This window comes from Jiangella endophytica (genome assembly GCF_003427025.1).
GTDB classification, from domain to species: domain Bacteria; phylum Actinomycetota; class Actinomycetes; order Jiangellales; family Jiangellaceae; genus Jiangella; species Jiangella endophytica.
Window position 1 is genome coordinate 125,440 of sequence record NZ_QVAI01000007.1, and the last position, 19,310, is coordinate 144,749.

At 73.0% G+C, this 19,310-nt stretch carries 16 protein-coding genes; 12 read left to right on the forward strand and 4 right to left on the reverse strand.

The window, feature by feature from the left end; translation table 11 throughout:
• The first annotated feature begins 83 nt into the window (after nucleotides 1-83).
• From DZA62_RS16300 to betC, 4 genes are read left to right on the forward strand one after another with little or no spacing between them, the layout of a single operon-like run.
• On the forward strand, nucleotides 84-911 hold the full coding sequence (locus DZA62_RS16300; RefSeq protein ID WP_198663845.1) for an ABC transporter permease: 828 nt from the start codon (nucleotides 84-86) through the stop codon (nucleotides 909-911).
• Nucleotides 908-1,681, forward strand: a complete 774-nt coding sequence (locus tag DZA62_RS16305) for an ABC transporter ATP-binding protein (RefSeq protein ID WP_116949969.1) — start codon at nucleotides 908-910, stop codon at nucleotides 1,679-1,681. The genes DZA62_RS16300 and DZA62_RS16305 overlap by 4 nt, the downstream gene beginning before the upstream one ends.
• Before the next feature lie 2 nt (nucleotides 1,682-1,683).
• The gene (locus tag DZA62_RS16310; RefSeq protein ID WP_157987713.1) at nucleotides 1,684-2,694 is read left to right on the forward strand and encodes an ABC transporter substrate-binding protein; all 1,011 of its coding nucleotides are present in this window, start codon (nucleotides 1,684-1,686) and stop codon (nucleotides 2,692-2,694) included.
• Nucleotides 2,695-2,713: 19 nt separating this feature from the next.
• On the forward strand, nucleotides 2,714-4,249 hold the full coding sequence (gene betC, locus DZA62_RS16315) for a choline-sulfatase (RefSeq protein ID WP_116949971.1): 1,536 nt from the start codon (nucleotides 2,714-2,716) through the stop codon (nucleotides 4,247-4,249).
• 10 nt (nucleotides 4,250-4,259) lie between these two features.
• Here the strand turns inward: betC and DZA62_RS16320 are convergent, their stop codons facing one another.
• From DZA62_RS16320 to DZA62_RS16335, 4 genes are read right to left on the reverse strand one after another with little or no spacing between them, the layout of a single operon-like run.
• Nucleotides 4,260-5,081 carry a carbohydrate ABC transporter permease gene (locus tag DZA62_RS16320; RefSeq protein WP_116949972.1) on the reverse strand — a complete coding sequence of 274 codons (822 nt, stop codon included), beginning with the start codon at nucleotides 5,079-5,081 and terminating at the stop codon, nucleotides 4,260-4,262.
• Nucleotides 5,078-6,007, reverse strand: a complete 930-nt coding sequence (locus tag DZA62_RS16325) for a carbohydrate ABC transporter permease (protein WP_198663846.1) — start codon at nucleotides 6,005-6,007, stop codon at nucleotides 5,078-5,080. The genes DZA62_RS16320 and DZA62_RS16325 overlap by 4 nt, the downstream gene beginning before the upstream one ends.
• Nucleotides 6,004-7,314, reverse strand: a complete 1,311-nt coding sequence (locus DZA62_RS16330) for an ABC transporter substrate-binding protein (RefSeq protein ID WP_116949973.1) — start codon at nucleotides 7,312-7,314, stop codon at nucleotides 6,004-6,006. Before DZA62_RS16330 ends, DZA62_RS16325 begins: the two co-directional genes overlap by 4 nt.
• A 27-nt stretch (nucleotides 7,315-7,341) precedes the next feature.
• Nucleotides 7,342-8,652: an enolase C-terminal domain-like protein gene (locus DZA62_RS16335; RefSeq protein WP_198663847.1), complete on the reverse strand. Its 1,311-nt coding sequence runs from the start codon at nucleotides 8,650-8,652 to the stop codon at nucleotides 7,342-7,344.
• 147 nt (nucleotides 8,653-8,799) lie between these two features.
• On the opposite strand from DZA62_RS16335, the gene DZA62_RS16345 reads away from it, so the two are divergent.
• From DZA62_RS16345 to DZA62_RS16380, 8 genes are all read left to right on the forward strand, one after another.
• Nucleotides 8,800-10,731 carry a DUF6259 domain-containing protein gene (locus DZA62_RS16345; protein ID WP_157987714.1) on the forward strand — a complete coding sequence of 644 codons (1,932 nt, stop codon included), beginning with the start codon at nucleotides 8,800-8,802 and terminating at the stop codon, nucleotides 10,729-10,731.
• Nucleotides 10,728-11,564 carry an NAD-dependent epimerase/dehydratase family protein gene (locus DZA62_RS16350; protein WP_157987715.1) on the forward strand — a complete coding sequence of 279 codons (837 nt, stop codon included), beginning with the start codon at nucleotides 10,728-10,730 and terminating at the stop codon, nucleotides 11,562-11,564. Before DZA62_RS16345 ends, DZA62_RS16350 begins: the two co-directional genes overlap by 4 nt.
• A 2-nt stretch (nucleotides 11,565-11,566) precedes the next feature.
• Nucleotides 11,567-12,343, forward strand: coding sequence for an IclR family transcriptional regulator (locus DZA62_RS16355; protein ID WP_198663848.1), 777 nt, complete (start codon nucleotides 11,567-11,569; stop codon nucleotides 12,341-12,343).
• Nucleotides 12,340-13,263, forward strand: a complete 924-nt coding sequence (locus DZA62_RS16360; protein WP_116949978.1) for an aldose epimerase family protein — start codon at nucleotides 12,340-12,342, stop codon at nucleotides 13,261-13,263. The genes DZA62_RS16355 and DZA62_RS16360 overlap by 4 nt, the downstream gene beginning before the upstream one ends.
• 98 nt (nucleotides 13,264-13,361) lie before the next feature.
• The gene (locus DZA62_RS16365; RefSeq protein WP_116949979.1) at nucleotides 13,362-14,369 is read left to right on the forward strand and encodes a glycosyltransferase family 2 protein; all 1,008 of its coding nucleotides are present in this window, start codon (nucleotides 13,362-13,364) and stop codon (nucleotides 14,367-14,369) included.
• Nucleotides 14,366-15,505 carry a glycosyltransferase gene (locus DZA62_RS16370; RefSeq protein ID WP_116949980.1) on the forward strand — a complete coding sequence of 380 codons (1,140 nt, stop codon included), beginning with the start codon at nucleotides 14,366-14,368 and terminating at the stop codon, nucleotides 15,503-15,505. The genes DZA62_RS16365 and DZA62_RS16370 overlap by 4 nt, the downstream gene beginning before the upstream one ends.
• On the forward strand, nucleotides 15,502-16,410 hold the full coding sequence (locus tag DZA62_RS16375) for a lysylphosphatidylglycerol synthase domain-containing protein (RefSeq protein ID WP_116949981.1): 909 nt from the start codon (nucleotides 15,502-15,504) through the stop codon (nucleotides 16,408-16,410). Before DZA62_RS16370 ends, DZA62_RS16375 begins: the two co-directional genes overlap by 4 nt.
• Nucleotides 16,411-16,413: 3 nt before the next feature.
• Nucleotides 16,414-18,042: a DUF2142 domain-containing protein gene (locus tag DZA62_RS16380; protein ID WP_116949982.1), complete on the forward strand. Its 1,629-nt coding sequence runs from the start codon at nucleotides 16,414-16,416 to the stop codon at nucleotides 18,040-18,042.
• Nucleotides 18,043-19,310: the final 1,268 nt, after the last annotated feature.

Here is a 19,310-nt window from a genome sequence, read left to right on the forward strand (position 1 = left end):
ACTTTCCCCGGTCTTAATCGCCTTATTGGTTCAACCAAAGGAGCGTTCATGATCGCCATCGCGCACGGGCCGCGGAGGGCGTCGTGACGGGAGTCGGCACCGGCCTCGGCCGGTACGGCCTCGCGGTGCGGGTCCGCCGGTTCGACGTCGGCGCGCGCCTGGGCCGCCTGGGGCTCGGCGCCGCCGGGTTCGCCGTCGTCGTCGTGGCGTGGCACCTGATGGCCGTCGGCGAGATCTTCGGCACCGGGCTGCTGCCCAGGCCGCTCGAGGTCGGCCGGGTCATCGTCGACGGGCTCGGCAACGGGCTGCTCGACGACCTACTGATCAGCTTCCGCCGGGTCCTGGTCGGCGTCGGGCTGGGCCTGGCCATCGCCGCGCCGATCGGCTTCGTACTCGGCTGGTTCGGCATCGCCCGGGCGATGTTCAACCCGCTGGTGAACTTCCTCCGGGCGCTGCCGCCGATCGCGTTGGTGCCGCTGGTCATCGTCTACTTCGGCATCGGCGAGCTGTCGCGCGGCATCGTGCTGGTCTGGGCCGCCTTCTTCGCGACCATCGTCATCGTCTACGAAGGCGTGGCCGCCATGGAGGAGAAGTACGTGCGCGCCGCCCAGACACTGGGCGCCACCCGGTTCGAGATCCTCACCAAGGTCGTCTTCCCGCTCTCGGTGCCGCACATCATGACGGCGGCCCGTGTCTCGCTCGGCATCGGCTGGGCGTCGCTGGTGGCGGCCGAACTGGTCGCCGCCCAGCAGGGCCTCGGCGCCGTCATCCAGAACGCGAGCAACTTCCTCGACATCCCGACCGTCTACGCCGGGATCATCCTCATCGGCGTCTGTGCGCTGGTCATGGACACGGGGATCCGGATGCTCTCGGCCTACGTCGTTCGCTGGCAGGACAGGGGAAGCCGATGACCCAGCCCACCACCGCCACCCGCGGGCTGACCGTCCGCGGCGTCAGCAAGGACTTCGGCAACGTCAACGTCCTGCGCGATGTCGACCTCGACATCGCCGACGGCGAGTTCGTCGCCGTCGTCGGGCCCAGCGGCTCCGGCAAGAGCACCCTGCTCAACGCCATCGCCGGTTTCGTCACCCCGGACCGCGGCGAGCTGCTGGTGAACGGCGCGCCGGTGCGCGGGCCGGGTCCGTCGCGGTGCGTCGTGTTCCAGGAGTACGCGATCTTCCCGTGGCTGACCGTGCGCCGGAACATCGACTTCGGCACCCGGCTGCGCGCGTGGAAGGGCACCCGGCAGGAGCGGGCCCGCGTCACGCAGCGCTACCTCGACATGATGGGGCTCACCGACTTCGCCGACGCGCTGCCGAAGACGCTGTCCGGCGGCATGCGCCAGCGGGTCGCCATCGCCCGCGCGTACGCCGTCGACCCCGAGATCCTGCTCATGGACGAGCCGTTCGCCGCGCTCGACGCGCAGACCCGCGAACAGATGCAGGAGGCGCTGGTCGACATCAACCAGCGCGAGCGGCGCACCGTCCTGTTCGTCACCCACCAGGTGGAAGAGGCGATCTTCCTCGCCGACCGCGTCGTCGTCATGAGCGCACGACCGGCGACCGTGCAGGAGATCGTCGACGTCCCGTGGGGCGACCGGCGCACCCACGAGATCAAGACCGAGCCGGAGTTCGTCCGGCTGCGCCGGCACATCGAGACCCTACTGCGTTCGAGGAGATGACTATGCGGACGACGACGTCTGCGGCGGCCGGCCTGGTCGCGCTCGGCCTGCTGCTCACCGCGTGCGGCGACGGCGGCGGCGACACCGGCGCCGAGGGTGGTCCGGACACCGTCCGGATCGGCTACATCCCCGGCCCTGCGCCGGCCATGAACCTGCTGCTGGCCGACGAGCGCGACTACTTCGCCGAACAGGACATCGAGGTCGAGCTGACCCCGTTCCAGACCGGCATCTCGCTGTCCAACGCCCTCACCGGTGGCAGCATCGACGTCGGCGTCATGGGCGCGGTCGTCGCGAACTTCCCCGCCCGCGGACAGGGCAAGCTGTTCCTGCTGAACAACCTCGAGGCCGACATCCAGCAGATCTGGGCGGCGCCGGACTCCGGCGTCGAGTCGGTGGCCGACCTCGCCGGCACCCAGGTGGCCACGACGACCGGGTCGGCGGCGCACCTGCTGCTGCACGTCGCGCTCGAGGCCGAGGGTGTGCCGGCCGACGAGGTCGAGATCGTCAACCTGGACATGCCCGCCGTCGCCAACACCTTCGTCACCGGCGGGGTGCCGGCCGCCGCGCTGTGGGCGCCGTTCGACGCGCAGGTCGAGGAGCAGCTGTCCGGTGCGAAGCTGATCGCCACGTCCGCCGACTACGAGGACGCGGCCATCGCCGGCGGCTGGGTCGCGAACAACGACTTCTACGCCGATCACCGGGACACCCTCGCCCGGTTGGCCGAGGTGTGGCTGCGGTCCAACGAGGACCTCACCACCGATCGCGACGCCGCCGTCGCCGAGGCGTGCCCGCGGCTGGAGGAGTTCATGACCGCCGAGGACTGCGCCGAGATCTACGGCAAGACGCAGACGTACAGCAACGACGAGTGGACCGCCCTCTACGAGGACGGCACCGCGCTGGGCTGGGTCGGCCGCATGGAGCAGGTGTTCGTCGACATCGGAGCGCTGCCCGAGTTCGTGGAGCCGGACCGGTTCTTCGACACCTCCGTCTACGCCGACGCCGTCGCGTCCTGAACCGAAGGAGACTCCCGACGTGACCGGCCAGCCGCCGAACGTCCTCATCGTCATGGTCGACCAGCTGACGGCCTTCGGTCTCGGCGCGTACGGCAACGACGAGGTCCTCACCCCACACCTGGACGCGCTGGCGGGCCGCGGCGTGGTGTTCGAGAACGCCTACGCGAACTCGCCGCTGTGCGTGCCGTCGCGCGCGGCCATGATGACCGGACGGCTGCCCAGCGGCGTCCCGTGCAACGACAACGCCGAGGAGTTCCCGGCGTCGGTACCGACGTTCGCGCACACCCTGCGGCGGGCCGGCTACCGCACCATCCTCGCGGGCAAGATGCACTTCGTGGGGCCGGACCAGCTGCACGGGTTCGAAGAGCGGCTGACCACCGACATCTTCCCGGCCGATCTGACCTGGACCCGGCCGTGGGAGAGCCTCGGCGACCCGCCCCGGCTGTCCGGGCGGCAGCGCAGCGGCGGCCGCGAGTACGTCGACATCCTCAACCGGTCCGGCCCGCAGCCGTGGACGTACCAGATGCACTACGACGAGGAGGTGCGGTTCCGGACGCTGCAGCGGCTGCGCGAGCTCGCGCTGGACAGCGGGCCGCGGCGGGCCGAGCCGTGGCTGCTGGTCACGTCGATGACCCAGCCGCACGACCCGTACGCGGCGCCGGCGGAGTACTGGGACCGGTACGAGGGCCGGCCGATCCGGCTGCCCGACCGGTCGGTCGCCGCCGCCGACCGGCATCCGCTGGACGCCTGGGTGAACGCGTTCCACGGCCTCGACCGGCACGACGTCAGTGACGAGCAGGTGTATCGGGCGCGCCGCGGGTACTACGCGATGATCAGCTACGTCGACGACGTCGTGGGCCGGCTGGTGGCCGAGTTGGGTCGCCTCGGCCTCGCCGACGACACGGTCGTGATGTTCACCAGCGACCACGGCGACCAGCTCGGCGAGCACGACATGTTCTTCAAGCGCACGCTGCGGGAATGGTCGGTGCGGATCCCGCTGCTCGCCACCGGCCCCGGCATCGCCGCCGGGCACCGCGTCGCCACACCGGTCTCGCTGGCCGACCTGCACCCGACGCTCGCCGACCTGGCCGGCACCACCCTGCCGGCCTGCGTCACGGACCGGTTCGACGGCGCCAGCCTGGCGCCGCAGCTGGCCGGACGGGAGGCCGAGCACCCGGACGTGATCCTGGAGAACTACGCCGAGGGCACCATCGCCCCTGTGCGCGCCGTCGTCCGCGGGCCGAGCAAGCTGGTGCGCGCGCCGGGACTGCCCGACCAGCTCTACGACCTCGGCGCCGACCCCGCGGAGGAGCACGACGTCGTCGACGACCCGGCCTACGCCGAGGTGTCCGAGCGGATGCGTACCGACCTCTCCAAGACCTGGGACGCCGAGGAGGCCCGCCGGACGGTGGTCGCCAGCCAGCGGGTGCGGGCGTTCCTCGGCGAGGCGATGGCCCACGGCCGGCACCACGCCTGGGACCACCGGCCGGACCCGCCGCGCCAGTGGATCCGCGGCGCCGACGACGACCCCTGGGACCCGCTGTTCGGCTTCTGACCGGCGGACGTCAGCCCTTGATGGCGCCCTGAGTGATGCCGTTGACGAAGCTGCGCTGGAAGATCAGGTACACGACGACCACCGGCGCGATGACGATGAGCGACGCCGCCGACAACAGCGGCACGTCGGTGGAGAACTCGCCGACGAAGTAGCCGAGCCCGGCCGTCGCGGTGCGGCGACCGGGACTCTGCATCAGCACCAGCACGATGAGGAACTGGTTCCACGCCCAGACGAAGAACAGCACCGCCAGCGTGGTCGTCGCCGGGATCGAGATCGGCAGCAGCAGGTCCTTGAGCACCCGCAGGTCGCCGGCGCCGTCGATGCGGCCGGACTCGACGATCTCCCGCGGCACGTTGCCGAAGTGCGTGTGCATCCAGAAGACCCCGAACGGCAGGAACAGGGCGATCTCGGCGAGTGCGATGCCGGCGTAGTTGTTGGTGAGGCCGATGCCGTCGAGGTTGTAGTAGAGCGCGATGACCACGAGCTCGGTGGGCAGCGTGAGCCCGGCGACGAACGCGCCGGTGATGCGCCGGTGGCCGGCCGGACGCAGGATCGCCAGGCCGAACCCGGCGAGCGTGGCCAGCACGATCGTCGCCGGCACCACGAGCACGGCGATGATCAGGCTCGACGTGATGAGGTCACCGAAGCGGCCCTGCTCCCAGGCCGCGCTGAAGTTGTCGAACGTCCAGTGCTCGGGCAGCGCGAACCCGCCGGTGCCGGGGCCGTCCTGGAACGCGGCGAGGACGATGCCGGCGAACGGCGTCAGGAACACCACCGCGAACACGACGAGCACGGCATGGCGCGCGAGCAGCACGGGCAGCCGAGGCTTCATTCCTTCTCCCGGGTGAGACGGCGGATCGCGGTGACGAACGCCAGGATGAGGACGGTGAGGACGACGGCGAGCGCGGCGGCCCCGCCGACCTCGCCGTAGCTGAAGGCGAGCCGGTAGACCAGCAGCCCGGGCACCGTCGTGGCGTTCTCGGGGCCACCGCCCGTGGTGACGTATATGAGGTCGAAGCTCGCCAGCGCCGCGATGGTCGTGATGACCGCCGCGACGGAGATCTCGCCGCGCAGGCCCGGCAGGGTCACGCTGGTGAACCGGCGGAAGGCGCCGGCGCCGTCCATCGCCGCGGCCTCGTACAACGAGGCGTCGATCTTCTGTGCGCCGCTGACGAACAGCATCATGCACAGCCCGGTCATGCACCACGTCCCGACCAGGCCGATCGCGATCAGAGCCGTCGTGTGGCGGGCCAGCCAGGGCGACGTCAGCGCGTCGAGCCCGACCGCGCGCAGGGCCTGGTTGACCACGCCGTCCTCGGCGTAGATCCACCGCCAGGTCACGCCCACGGCCACCAGCGGGACCACCTGGGGCAGGAAGTAGATGACCCGGAAGGTGGTCATGCCCCGGGTGCCGCGGCCCATGAGCAGCCCGGTCAGCAGCAGCCCGACCGTGATCGGCGCCGCCGCGAAGAACAGCACCAGGACCAGGCTGTGCAGGATCGACCCGAACAGCTCCGCGTCGGTGAAGACCTCGGCGTAGTTGTCGAACCCGGTCCACTCGGCCGCGTTCAGACCGTCCCACCGGTGCAGCGAGTAGTAGACGGTGTTGAGGGCCGGCCAGAGCGAGAACGCCGCGTAGACGGCCGCGGCGGGCAGCACGTACAGGAAGGCGCGGTTCCGGCCCCGGCGCCGGGTCCGCGGAACGGACGGCCGGCGCCGGGCGACGTCGCGGCGCTCGTCGGTCAGCGCGGCGCTCACGAGTGGTTGCGCTCCCAGTCCGACTGCAGCGACGCGACGAAGTCCGCCGGGGTGACCGTCCCTCCGATCACGCCCTGCACACCCGCCGTCAGGGTGTCGAGCATCGAGCTGGTCGCCCAGTTGGCGAACGGTGCGACGCCTCCGGCGGCGACGACCTCCTCGTATGCGGTCTGGACGGCGCCGCCGAGCCCTGGCACGGCGTCCGGCGCGGCGGTCACCGGTACGAACCCGCTCTCCGACACACCCGGCGCCGCGTCGGCGCCGGAGATGTAGTCGAGGAAGGCGGCCGCGACGTCCTTGTGCTCCGACGCGGCGGAGATCGAGTACGGGAACGCCGACCCCATCGCGACGGCCGGCTGGCCGGCGGTCGTGCCGGGCAGCAGGAAGAAGCCGACGTCGTCGCCGAGCGCGTCGGCGAACGCCTTGGCGTTCCAGTTGCCGGTGACGAAGTAGGCGGTCTCGCCGGTGGTGAACTCGGCGATGGCGTCGGCGTCGGCCACGGCCGCGGCGCCGTCGGCGAAGTACCCGGCATCGGCCCACGCCTTCACCGTGGCCGCCGCCTCGACGAACCCGTCGTCGCCCACGAGCGTCGCGCCCGGCTCGCCGTACACCCAGGCGTTGAACGTCTCGAGATCGGCGAGGACGTTGGCCAGCGAGCTCCACAGCTGGAAGCCGCCGATCCCGAGCGCCGGCAGGCTCAGCGGCGTCACGCCGCCCGCCCGGACGGCCGCGAGGTCGTCCTCGAACTCGGCCAGCGTCGCCGGCTCGTCGGTGACGCCCGCCGCGGCGGTGACGCTCTTGTTGTAGAAGACGCCGACCAGCTGGATGGCGCCGGGCATCGCGTAGAGGTTTCCGGTGCCGTACCGCGTGGCCTCCTCGTTCGACGCCAGGATGTCGAGCACGGAGCTCGGGAGGCGGTCGCGCCAGCCGTAGGCCTCGGCGTACGCGTCGAGCGGCTCGACCAGCCCGGCCGGGACGATGGAGCGCATCGGCCCGGGGCTGTACTGCACGATGTCCGGCGCGTCGTTCGACGAGAGCGACAGCTTGAGGCTGGTCTGGTAGTCGGCGAACGGAGTCTGCACCAGCTCGATCGTCACGTTCGGATGCGCCTGCGTGAACCCGTCCACCAGCGGCGTGATGGGCGGGTCGCTGGCGTACGACACCGTGAGGGTGACGGGATCGCCGGTGATCTCCGTGCTCACGTCCTCCTGCTCGTCGGGCTGCTGCCGAGCCGTGCCGCCGGTCCCGCAGGCGGCCAGCAGGAGCACCGCCGTCACGGCGGCGGCCAAGGTGGTCGGACGCTTCATTGCGACACGTTCCTCTCTCACAGGGGTTCAGGGACGCTGCACGGCGCCGTCGCGACGACGCACGCGGCTGTAGTGCCAGTTCGCCGACGGCGACACGGGCGGATGCTCGCGCGCACGCGCGTCGTCGAGGTCGATGCCCAGCCCCGGCGCGTCGCTCGGCACGATGGCGCCGCCGGCCGACACGAGCGTCCCGGGGAAGATCTCGCGCGTCGCGTCGGAGAACTCGAAGTGCTCGTGGATGCCGAACGCCGGCGACGCGATGTCCATCGCCAGGTTGGCGGCGTGCCCGACCGGCGACACGTCGCGCGGGCCGTGCCAGGCCGTGCGCACGCCGTACAGCTCGGCGAGCCCGGCCAGCCGCCACGCGGGCGTGAGGCCGCCGAGGGCCGAGACATGACAGCGGACGTAGTCGACCAGCCGAGGCGCGACGATGTCGACGTAGTCGCGCATGCTGGTCAGCAGCTCGCCGAACGCGATCGGGGTGGTCGTGCTGCGGCGCACCTCGGGGAGCCAGCCGAGGTCCTCCGGCGCCACCGGATCCTCGACGAACAACAGGTCGTACGGCTCCAGCGTGCGCAGCAGGCGGATGGCGTCGCGGGGCGCGAGACGCTCGTGCACGTCGTGCAGGAATCGCACCCGGTCGCCGTAACGCGCGGTCAACGTCTCGACGACGCCGGGAAGGAAGCGCACGTAGGCGTCGGGGTCCCAGGAGGTGTGCCGCCGGTCCTGCTGAGCGGCGCCGTACGTCGAGGTGCCGGGCACGGTGACCTGGCAGCGCACGTACCGGTAGCCCGCTTCGAGGCAGTCCTCGACCTGGTCGGCCAACTCCTCGGCATCGCGGCCGGACGCGTGGGCGTACGCGTCGGCCGCCGTCCGCACCCGGCCGCCGAGCAACTGCCACACCGGCAGGCCCGCGAGCTTGCCCTTGATGTCCCAGAGCGCGAGGTCCAGACCGGCCAGCGCGCTGTGCAGCACCGGACCGCCGCGCCAGTAGGCGTCCACGGACGCGGTGTGCCAGAGGTCGGTGATGTCGTGCACCGAGCGGCCGGTGACCAGCGGGGCGAGGGACGTCTCGATCGCCGCGGCCACGACGAGCGCCCGTTGCGTGAACGTCGCGCACCCGAGCCCGACCAGGCCGTCGACGGTGGTGCGCACCCGCACGATCACGAGGTTGACGCCGTCGGGCGCCGTGACGACGACCTCGACGCCGGCGATCCGGACACCCGCGCCGTCGTCCCACGGCGCCGGCGCGGTGCGCTCGTCGGGCACGTAGCCCGGAGCGATGCGCCGGCGGCCGTCATGGACGGTGTCGCCGGCCGGCGTCGTGGCGTGGGTCACGTCGTCTCCTCCGCTGGGGTGGGCTCACCGTAGACAAACATTTCCAATGCGCCAAGCATGTTGCGAATAGCGCAACTCGCCTCCGCGCTGTTGCCGTGATGGCATCTCAATTGCTGCTGCCGCATCACGGCACCTAGCATCCGCGCCATGGCATCCACGGACAGCCACCACGTGGCCGGCGGGCTCCTCACCTTCCACATCGACGAGAACGGCGGCGGAGCGTCGTTCTCGGCCGGCGGCCTGCGCACCGCGCCCAGATCCCGTTTCTGGACGCTCTCCGTCCAGCACGGCGAGCACCGCGACTGTCCCGTCCACTCGGAGGAGCAGCGCGGGCACGTGGCCGCCACGGCCGAGGGCGTCCGGATCAGCTACTCCGCGCTGCGGGCGGCCTGCGGCGCGGACCTCGAGGTCGCCCTGGAGGTCCGGGTCACCGGGCGCGACGACGAGCTCGAGTTCGAGGCGCGGGGTCGCGCCAGCGGCGGTGTCCTCGTCCGCGAGACCGCCCTGCCGGTCATCGAGCTGGCCGCCGGCGGCGACGTGGACGAGGCCCTCTACCGCCCCGAGGGCCTCGGCCGTCGTGTTCCCGAGCCGCGCACGCGGCTGTACCGGGCGCACACCGAGTACATGACCGACGACAGCGCCGGAGTCTGGGAGTCCATCGCCTATCCCGGCGAGCTGAGCATGCCGTGGCAGGGCCTCGAGACCGGCGCGGGCTTCCTCTACCTGGGCAGGCACGACCCGGAGTTCAGCTCGGTGCTGCTCTGCGCCGGCGTCCCGCCGCGCGGCCAGGCGGGTGAGCTCTGGCTGAGCGCCGTCACCCCCTCCGGCCGCGACGAGTTCGGCGCCGGCCCCGTCGTGGTCGCGCTCCTGCCCGGCTGGCGCGACGGCGCCGCCCGCTACCGGGCCTGGGCGGACCGGTGGTACACCGGGCCGCACCCGGACACCGAGCCGCTCGAGGGCTGGCAGCGCATCATCATGCGCCACCAGTTCGGCGAGGTGTACTTCCGCTACACCGACCTCGTCGACGTCTTCGAGGAGGGCCGCCGGCACGGTCTCGACGGCATCCTCCTGTTCGGCTGGTGGCGCGGCGGCTTCGACCGCGGCTATCCGGTCTACGAGCCCGACGACGAGCTCGGCGGCCGGGCGGCGTTCGAGGAGGCGATCCGCGAGATCCGCGCCCGCGGCGGCTTCATCTCCCTCTACGCCAACGGCAACCTCGTCGACCGCACCACCGGTTACGCCGCCGAGCACGCGCAGGCGGTGGCCAAGAAGGACGAGCGCGGCCTGGAGCACGTGGCCGGCTACGCCTTCGCCGGCGAGTCGCGCACACTGCGCCACTTCTCCGCCGGGTCGTTCGTCATCGCCTGCCACGGCTCCCCCGAGTGGCGCCGGACCATGGCGGGGGTGGCGCGGACCCACGGATCGCTGGGCACCGCGTCGATCTTCTTCGACCAGACGGCGTACCACCTGGCCGCCTGGCCGTGCTTCGACGACAGCCACGAGCACGGCGCTCGCACCGGCGACGAAGCACGGTTCCGCCGGCGGACCCTCGAGGAGATCCGGACGGCGGCCGGCGCGGCCGGCGTGGGTTCGGAGGGGATGTCCGACTGCATGATCCCGGTGCTGAACTTCCACCACGGATGGGGCTTCGCCTTCCAGGACGAACCCGAGGCGTTCCCCGCCCTGTTCCGCACCGTGTTCCCCGAGCCCGTCGTCAGCAACCGGCTGCTGCACGACGAGCGCCCCGGCTGGGAGGACCAGCTGAACTACGCGTTCGTCCACAACCTGACCTTCGACGTCGCCATCCACCGCTGCCGGGCCACGGTCGGCGCCGTACCGGCGTACGCACGGCGGCTGGCCCGGCTGATCGCGCTGCGCCGGGCACACCGTCGCTTCTTCTCCGCCGGCGCCTTCGAGCTCGTCGCCGACGCCGGCCCCGTCCTGCACGCGCGCTACCACCTGGGCGACGCGGCACTGGACGTGCGGTGGAACCGTGGCGACGCCCCGGTCGACCAGGGCGACGGCGTCGTCGCGCCGCACGACGTCGCCGTGCTCGTGGCCGAGCGAGCCGCGCGGTGACCGAACAGCGCTCGGTCCTCGTCACCGGCGGCGCGGGCACGATCGGCTCCGGCTTCGCCTCCTGGGCGGCGGACGCCTACGACCTCACCCTCGTCGACCTGCCCGGACGGTTCTCCGACCGGCATGCGGACCTCGGGCGGATCGTCGAGGCCGACCTCACCGACCTCGCCGCGGTCAAGGAGGCTTTGGCCGGCATCGACACGGTCGTCCACCTCGGCGGGGAACGCAGCCCGTCCGCCCTCTGGTCGCAGCTGCTGCCGGCGAACATCGTCGGCACGTACAACGTCGTCGCCGCCGCGGTCGCGGCAGGCTGCCGGCGAGTCGTCTACGCGTCGTCGGTCCACGCGGTGTCCGGCTACCCGGCCGGCACGCAGGTCCGCGAGACCGATCCGGTGCGTCCCGGCGACCTGTACGGCGTGTCGAAATGCTTCGGAGAGGCACTCGGCAGCTTCGCCGCCGGCACCGAGGGACTGTCGTTCGTCGCCCTGCGCATCGGGGCGTTCAGGGAGCCGGCCGAGCTGGAGGAGCCGGACTCCGGCTGGAAGCTGCGCGACTTCTGCGCGCCCGCGGATCTGTACCGCCTGATGCGGCGGGTCATCGACGCCGAGGGCATCGGCTTCGAGATCTACAACGCCGTCAGCGGCAACGCCTTCACGCGACTGCCGATGCACAAGGCGAGTCATGACCTCGGCTTCGAGCCCGAGTACGATGCCTTCGAGCTGGCGACGCCCTTCCGCGACGCCGTCCACTCCGTCGGCGGGCTCGACGACAAGATCCCACTCTCCGGCCTGCGGGACGACGTCGCCGCGCCACAACCGACGCCGAGGAGATGACCATGGACGATGGCCGCCATCGCGCCCTCGTCCGCGGCGTGCGCATCCTCGAGTCGGTGGCCGAGAGCCGCAGCGGCCTCACCGTCACCGAGCTCGCGGAGCTGACCGGCGCCGACAAGAGCTCGGTGTCGCGGCTGGTCACCACACTCGTGGACCTCGGCTTCCTGGCCCGCCTCGAGAACCGCAAGATCGTGCTGACCGGTCGCATCCTGAGCCTGTCCAAGGGCTTCCGGCAGCAGTACAACCTCAGCGAGATCGCCCGGCCGCATCTCACCGAACTGCTCGACCGCGTCAACGAGACCGTCATCCTGACCATCCGCGAGGGCAACTTCACCGTCAGCATCGACCAACTCGACCCCGAGCACCCCTTCCGCATGGTCCCGCACGTCGGCAACGCGGCGCCGATGTACGCGACGGCGGCCGGGCGGGCGATCCTCTTCGCGCTCCCGGTCTCCGAACAGCACCGGATCATCGATGAGCTGCGCGATGCGCCGGTCGAGCACCCCGAGGTGCGTCTGGACCGCGACAGCTGGGCCCGCGAGCTCGAGCTCGCCCGGACGCGGGGGTTCGTGTGGATCCCGCGCAGCGACGACGTCGAACGCATCGCCGCGCTCGCACACGACCGCAACGGCGGGCCGCTGGCGGCCGTCTCCGTCTACGGGCCGAGGTACCGCATGCACGAGCGCATCGCCGACCTCGGCCGCGAGGCCCGCAGCACGGCCGGCCGCATCTCCCGGGCCGCCTACGGGATCCGCCCGGGCGAGGAGTTCATCGCGTGACCGGTGGCCGGTCCCTCCGGATCGGCCGCGGGCCGCTGCGTGCCACCGTCGCCACGACGGGCGCGACGCTGGTTCATGCCGAGTCCGGCGGGCACCCCGTCCTCAGCGGGCCCGGCCGCGTCGCACCGGAGCTGGGCCACCACGGCGCCGTGCTCGCGCCCTGGCCGAACCGGACCGGCCGGGGCCGCTACGAGTTCGACGGCGTCCGGCACCAGCTGCCGGTCGACGACGCGGCCTACGGCCACGCCATCCACGGCTTCGCGTACGCCCGCGAATGGCGCGTCGACCGGCACACGCCGGACGAGGTGTCGCTGAGCCTCGAGCTGCGCGACGAGCCGGGCTACCCGTTCCACATCGGGCTCTCGGTCGGCTACCGCGCGACGCCGGACACGCTGCGCTGCGAAGCACGGTGGAGCAACCTCGGACGCGGCGACGCACCGTTCGGCATCGGGTTCCATCCGTACCTGCTGCCCGGCCCGTCCGCCCTCGACCGCTGGCTGCTGGAGGTGCCGGCCGACACGGTCCTCGACGTCGACCCCGCCACGGCGCTGCCCACCCGCCTGCTGCAAGCGTCCGGTACGGAGTTCGACTTCCGGACGGCACGGCCCGTCGGGACGGCGGCGTTCAGCCGGGCTTTCGGCGCGCTGCGACGCACGGACGGCCACGCGACCGTCCGGGTGACCGACCCGGAACGGTTCACCCTGCAGATGGAGGTCTCGGCCGCGTTCGGCTGGGTGCAGGTCTTCACCGGAGACCTTCCCGATCCGCGCCACCGCCGCCGCGGGCTCGCCGTCGAGCCGCAGACCTGCCCACCGAACGCGCTCGCCACCGGCCAGGACCTCCTGCGCCTTCGTCCGGGCCGGGCCGGCACCGCCTGGTGGCGGCTGCGGGTGTCGCAGCCGTACGTATACCCCTCGTGAACCCTCGTGGAACAGTGGCCGTGAGGCCCGGCCGAACGCCGCTCACCGCGGTTAGCCTGCTCGCGACTTTGCCGCCCGCAGTCCCGCGCGAGGATGTCATGAAGCTGTTCGTCCAGATCCCGTGCCTCAACGAGGAGGACACCCTCCCGCTGGTGCTGGAGTCGATCCCCGGCACCATTCCCGGCGTGGACGAGATCCGCGTGCTGGTGATCGACGACGGCTCGAGCGACCGGACCGCGGAGGTGGCCCGCTCGTACGGCGCCGAGGTGCTGCGGCACCCCCGCACGATGGGGCTGGCCCGGTCGTTCCGCGACGGCGTCGACCACGCACTGGCGCACGGCGCCGACATCGTCGTGAACACCGACGGCGACAACCAGTACCCGCAGGAGCGCATCGCGGACCTCGTGTGGCCGGTGATCGCCAGCCAGGCGGACGTTGTCATCGGGGACCGGCAGACCAGCACGATCGCGCACTTCTCGCCGTTCAAGAAGGCGATGCAGCGGTTCGGCTCGCGGGTGGTGAGCTTCGCGGCGGGCACCGACCTGCCGGACGCGGCGAGCGGGTTCCGCGCCTACTCGCGGGCCGCGCTGCTGCGGCTCAACGTGGTCACGCAGTTCAGCTACTGCATGGAGACGATCATCCAGGCCGGCAACAAGCGCCTGGCGATCACGTCGCTGCAGATCGTCACGAACGCGAAGACCCGCGAGTCGCGGCTGTTCAAGAACCAGTGGCAGCACATGTACCTCTCCGGCCGGGCGATCTCGCGGTCGTACCTGATGTACCGGCCCAACGTGATCCTCGGCTGGATCGGCGTGCCGATGCTGGTCGCGGGCCTGGTGCCGTTCGCACGGTTCCTCGTCTACTGGTCCATGGGCGACGGCGGCGGCCATGTCCAGTCGCTCATCTTCGGCACGGCGATGCTGGTGGGTGCGTTGCTGACGTTCGCGCTGCTGGTGATCGTCGACCTGCAGCGGACGAACAGGATCCTGCTGGAGGAGACGCTCGAACGGATCAAGGCGCTGCAGTACGGGAACGCGCGGCGCGGCGATCCGGACGAGGAACTGGCCGAGGAGCTGGCCGCGGGCGAGACGGCGCTCGCGTCGTGAGGGTCGTGGCGTTCGGGACGTACGACGCCACCGCGCACCCCAGGATCCAGGTCCTCGTCGACGGCCTGCGCGAGCGCGGCGTCGACGTCCGGGAGATCGCCGAGCCGCTGGGGCTCGACACCGCCCAGCGGGTCGGGATGCTGCGCCGGCCGTGGCGGCTGCCGCTGCTGGCCGCTCGGCTGGGCCGGCGCTGGCTGACGCTGGCCCGGCGGGCTCGCCGGGTCGGCCGCGACGAGTGGCCGACCCACGTGCTCGTCGGGTACCTCGGTCACTTCGACGTGCTGCTGGCCCGGATCCTGTTCCCGTCCGCCACGGTCGTGCTGGACCACCTGGTCTTCGCCGCGGGCACCGCCCGCGACCGCGGCGTGCGCACCGGGGTCCGGACGGTGCTGTTGTCCGCCCTGGACCGGCTGGCGATCGCCGCGGCGGACGTCGTCGTCACCGACACCGCGGAGCACGCGGCGCAGGTGCCGCAGCGTCGGCGGCGCGACGCGGTCGTCGTCCCGGTCGGCGCGACCGGGGCCTGGTTCGACGCCGGAGCACGCGCCGCGGCCGCGCCGGCGGACGGCGGCCCGCTCCGCGTGGTCTTCTTCGGGCTGTTCACTCCGTTGCAGGGCGCCCCGGTGATCGCGGAGGCACTGCGCCTGCTCGATCGCCGCGGCGTCGAGGTCCGGGCGACGCTGGTGGGATCGGGGCAGGACGCCGTGGCGGTGCGGTCGATCCTGGCCGGGATCGGGTCCGGCGGCACCGCCGTGGTGACGTGGCTCGACTGGGTGGATTCCACGGAACTGCCGGACCTGGTCGCCGCGCACGACGTCTGCCTCGGCATCTTCGGCGCGACGAGCAAGGCGCTGGCCGTCGTCCCCAACAAGGTCTACCAGGGCGCCGCGGCCGGGTGCGCCGTCGTCACCAGCGACACCGGGCCGCAGCGGCGCGCGTTCGGCGACGCCGCGGTCTTCGTGCCGCCCGCCGACGCCGCCGCGCTCGCCGAGGCGATCGCGACCGTCGCGGACCCCGCCGTGCTCGCCCGGGCCCGGTCGGCGGCGCGCACGGCGGCGGACCGGTTCACCGCCCACGCCGTCGTCGCGCCGCTCGTCGACGCCATGGAACCGGCGCCGGCGACGCCCGGCCGATGACCCGGCTGCTCGCGCTCACCCGCCAGCCGTGGGTCCGGCGGGTGTTCCTCGCCCTGGCGCTGTCCGCCGCGGTGTGGGCGGTCGCCGGCCGGTGGGACGAGGTACGGGCGGCGTGGTCGGCGCTGCCCCCGCTGACGGTGCTGGCCGCGTTCGCCGTGGCGCTCGCCTACGTCCTCGCCACCATGGCGTCGTGGCGGGCGGTCCTGACCGATCTGGGCTCGGCGGTGCCGCTCGGCCCGGCGGCGCGGATGTTCCTGCTCTCCCAGCTCGGCAAGTACCTGCCCGGCGGGGTGTGGAACCTCGTCGCCGCGGCCGAGATCGGGGCGGACCTGCGGATCCCCCGGCGCCGGTCGGTGACGGTGATGGCCGTGGCGTTGCTGGTCTCGATCGTGACCGGGCTGCTGGTCGCCGCCGTCGCGGTGCTCGCCGGACCGTCCGACGTCCGGGACACCTACGGCGTGGCGCTGCTCGCGCTCCCCCTGCTGGCCGCGCTGCTGGCGCCGCCGGTACTGAACCGGCTGCTCGGGTTCCTGCTGCGCCGGCTCGGCCGGGCGCCCTTGGAGCACCCGCTCAGCGCCGCCGGCGTCGCCCGGGCGTCGGCTTGGGCGCTGCTGGCCTGGCTGCTGGCCGGCCTGCACGTCCATCTGCTGGTCACCGCGCTCGGCGCGGACGCGTCGCTCGCGACGGCCGCGCTCGCGACCGGGGCGTACGCACTGGCCTGGACGGTGGGCTTCCTCGTCGTGGTGGTGCCCGCCGGCGTGGGTGTGCGCGAGGCCGTGCTCGGGCTGGTCCTCGCCGGCCAGCTGTCCGGCGGCGCCGTCGTCATCGCCGTGCTCGCCTCCCGGTTGCTGCTGACCGTCGCTGATCTCGCGCTCGGCCTCGCCGCGGCCCGGCGAAGGCGGTAGCGGGTGTCTGACGCCACCGGCTACCGGGCCGCGCTCGCGGCGATCACCCTGCTGGTGGCGGCGGTCGCGACGTCCTGGGCGGTGCTCACGCCGGCGTTCCGCGCCCCGGACGAGCCGCAGCACGTCAACAGCGTGCTCCGGCTGGCCCACGGCGGCGGCTGGCCGGCGCCCGGGACGGCGCTGATGAGCCCCGCGCTGGACGTCGCCCGCGGGCAGGCCGCGCTGGACTCGGACATCCCGGGGCGGCACTGGAACCGGGACGACGTCGTCCAGTACACCGACGTCGAGCCGGTTCCGGACGACCGGCGCCAGGTGGTCACGGCCGACAATGCGCTTCCGGCGCCCGGGGCCGGCGGCGGGCGCCCCGACGCCGTCGACCAGATGACCCAGCACCCGCCGCTCTACTACGCAGCCGCGGCGATCTGGCTGCAGGCGACCGGGACGACGGACGCCCGCTGGGACCATGTGCTGCTGTCGCTGCGGCTGTTCGACGTGCTGCTGTTCGTGCCGCTGCCGCTGCTGGCCGCCGCGACGGTGCGTGCCCTCGGAGGTGGCCGCCCGGCCGCGCTCGTCGCCGCCGCGGGCGTGCTGTTCGTGCCGATGGCCGCGCACATCCTCACCGCGGTCACCAACGACGCGCTCGTCACGCTCTCGGGCGCGGTCGTCGCGTGGCTCGCGGCCCGGGTCCTCGGCGGCGACCCGAGGCGGCGAACGGCGGCCGGCCTCGGACTGGCGGTCGGCGTCGGGCTGCTCACCAAGGTGATGGCGGCGTTCGCCGTGCCCATGGTCGTCGCCGCGTACGTGCTGGCCGCACGGCCCGCGCTCGCCGAACCGCGGCGGACGTGGTGGCCCCGGGCGACGCGCGTGCTCGTCGCCGGGCTGGTCGCGTTCGCCGTGGGCGGGTGGTGGTGGCTGCGGAACCTGCTGGTGTTCGGCGCCGTCCAGCCGGTCGGGATCCCGGAGCGCTGGGAGCCGGTGCCGAACGCGGGCCTCGGCCATTTCGTCACGGCGGTCCTCCCCGCCTTCACCCGGTCCTTCTTCGGCGACTTCGGCTGGCTCGAGCTGCGCGTGCCGCCGGCCGTGTACTGGAGCGGCGCGACGATCGTGGCGGTGCTGTGCGCCGCCGCGCTGCTCCGGCCGGACTCCCGCCGCGGCGCCGCGGTGCTGCTGCTCCTGCCGGTCGCGCTCTGGTGCAGCGTCGTGGCCAACGCGTGGCAGCACTACGCGGCGACCGGCTGGATCACCGCGGTCCAGGGCCGGTACCTGTTCGCCGGGCTCACGGCCCTCGCCGCGGTGACGGCGCTCGGGATCCGCCCACGTGCGGTCTCGGTGCCGTGGATCGTCGCCGGTGGCGGCCTGGTCGCCGCGGCGTCGCTGGTCTTCGCGTTCCGCGGCATGTACTGGGGACGGCTGGAGGGCGCGGCCGACGCGGCCGGCCGGTTGGCTGCCTGGAGCCCGCTCTCGCCCGGTCAGCTGGTCGTCGTCGGCACGCTGACCTGCCTGGCCGGCGCGGCCGCCGTCGGCGCCTGCGTGCGGTTCGCCGTCGCGTCGAGCACGAGCCGGGCCGTCCCGATGACGGCGGCGCCGGCCAGCACCGCGGCCACCACGGACGGGACCGGCGCCTCCGTGTAGTACCAGGGCTCGGCCGGCGGCGTGCGCAGCTCCATCACCACCCAGCCGGCGAGATCGGCGAGCGTGACCGCCGTCCACACCGGGATCAGCAGCCGCGGGCGGGCGGCCAGCCCGGCGGCGATCGCGAGACACAGCGGCACGGCGACCGGCAGCAGGTAGCGCGGGTACACGCCGCCGCTGTTCGAGGCGAACACGACCTGCATCGCCACCAGCACCACGACCGGCAACACCAGCAGGACGAGCAGCATCACCCGGTCGGCGCCGGCCGGGCCCCTGCGGCGGTCGGCGCCCTCGACCCCGCGGGGGACGGCGCCCTCGACCCCGCGACGAAGGACCTTGTCGGCGCCCGCCCGTAGGGTGGGCCACCCACCCCACCGGGCGGGGTGTGCACCGGCGTCGTTCGTTGCGGCGGCGTCCCTCTCGGCGCCGTTCGTCCAGGCGCGAGCCGTCCGGGCCACCGCGAGCGCGATCGGCACCCAGACCAGCACGACACCGGTGACGATCATCGTGGCCAGCACGTACGTGGTCCGCGGCGGCTGCTGACCGGACCACCAGAACAGGTTCGGCAGCCGCAGCCAGGTGACGTACTCCACCAGCACCTGCCAGAGCGGCTTGGGCGACCGGCCCTGGTGCTCGACCGACCAGTCGAAGTGCGACCCGGTGACGGTGCCGGTCAGCTCGACGTTGCGGACGTAGAACCAACCGGCCGCGGCCAGGACGGTCGCCGGACCGCCGAGCACCAGCCCGGCCACCGGCGCCCACCCGCCCCGCCGTTGCCGCGCCCTGACGATCCCGGCCAGCCCGGCCACGCCCGCGAGGACGACCGCCACGACGCCCGCCGACAACCGCGTCAGCGCCGCGCCGCTCGTGAGCAGCGAGATCGCCAGGACCAGCCGGGCGTCGAGGCCGCGCCTGACCGCAGCGGCCGCGGCCCCGAACAGCGCCGTCACGAACGCGGCGGCGAGCAGGTCGTTGTAGCCGGAGCCGCCGACCAACGACTTCGCCGCCATCGCCGCGACGACGAACGCGACCACGGGCGCGACGGCGCTGCCGGGCCGGCAGATCCGCCGCGCGGCGCCGTGCGCGACCAGCACGAGCAGCCCGGACAGCAGCACGTTGACGGCGCGTGCGGCGTACACGGCCGCGACCGGGTGACCGGCTTCCGCCAACGGCCCGGCCACGGGCGCGACCAGCAGGTAGTACAGCGGCGGGTGCTGCGCCGTCCACTGGACCGGCGCGAGCCAGGCGCCGTCGGGGCGGTGCTCGAG

What these genes read in the sequence shown, in the direction of transcription:
- DZA62_RS16305 (WP_116949969.1), top strand. Translation starts at nt 908, where the DNA reads ATGACCCAGCCCACCACCGCCACCCGCGGGCTGACCGTCCGCGGCGTC.
- DZA62_RS16310 (WP_157987713.1), top strand. Translation starts at nt 1,684, where the DNA reads ATGCGGACGACGACGTCTGCGGCGGCCGGCCTGGTCGCGCTCGGCCTG.
- DZA62_RS16320 (WP_116949972.1), bottom strand. Translation starts at nt 5,081, where the DNA reads ATGAAGCCTCGGCTGCCCGTGCTGCTCGCGCGCCATGCCGTGCTCGTC.
- DZA62_RS16330 (WP_116949973.1), bottom strand. Translation starts at nt 7,314, where the DNA reads ATGAAGCGTCCGACCACCTTGGCCGCCGCCGTGACGGCGGTGCTCCTG.
- DZA62_RS16345 (WP_157987714.1), top strand. Translation starts at nt 8,800, where the DNA reads ATGGCATCCACGGACAGCCACCACGTGGCCGGCGGGCTCCTCACCTTC.
- DZA62_RS16355 (WP_198663848.1), top strand. Translation starts at nt 11,567, where the DNA reads ATGGACGATGGCCGCCATCGCGCCCTCGTCCGCGGCGTGCGCATCCTC.
- DZA62_RS16365 (WP_116949979.1), top strand. Translation starts at nt 13,362, where the DNA reads ATGAAGCTGTTCGTCCAGATCCCGTGCCTCAACGAGGAGGACACCCTC.
- DZA62_RS16375 (WP_116949981.1), top strand. Translation starts at nt 15,502, where the DNA reads ATGACCCGGCTGCTCGCGCTCACCCGCCAGCCGTGGGTCCGGCGGGTG.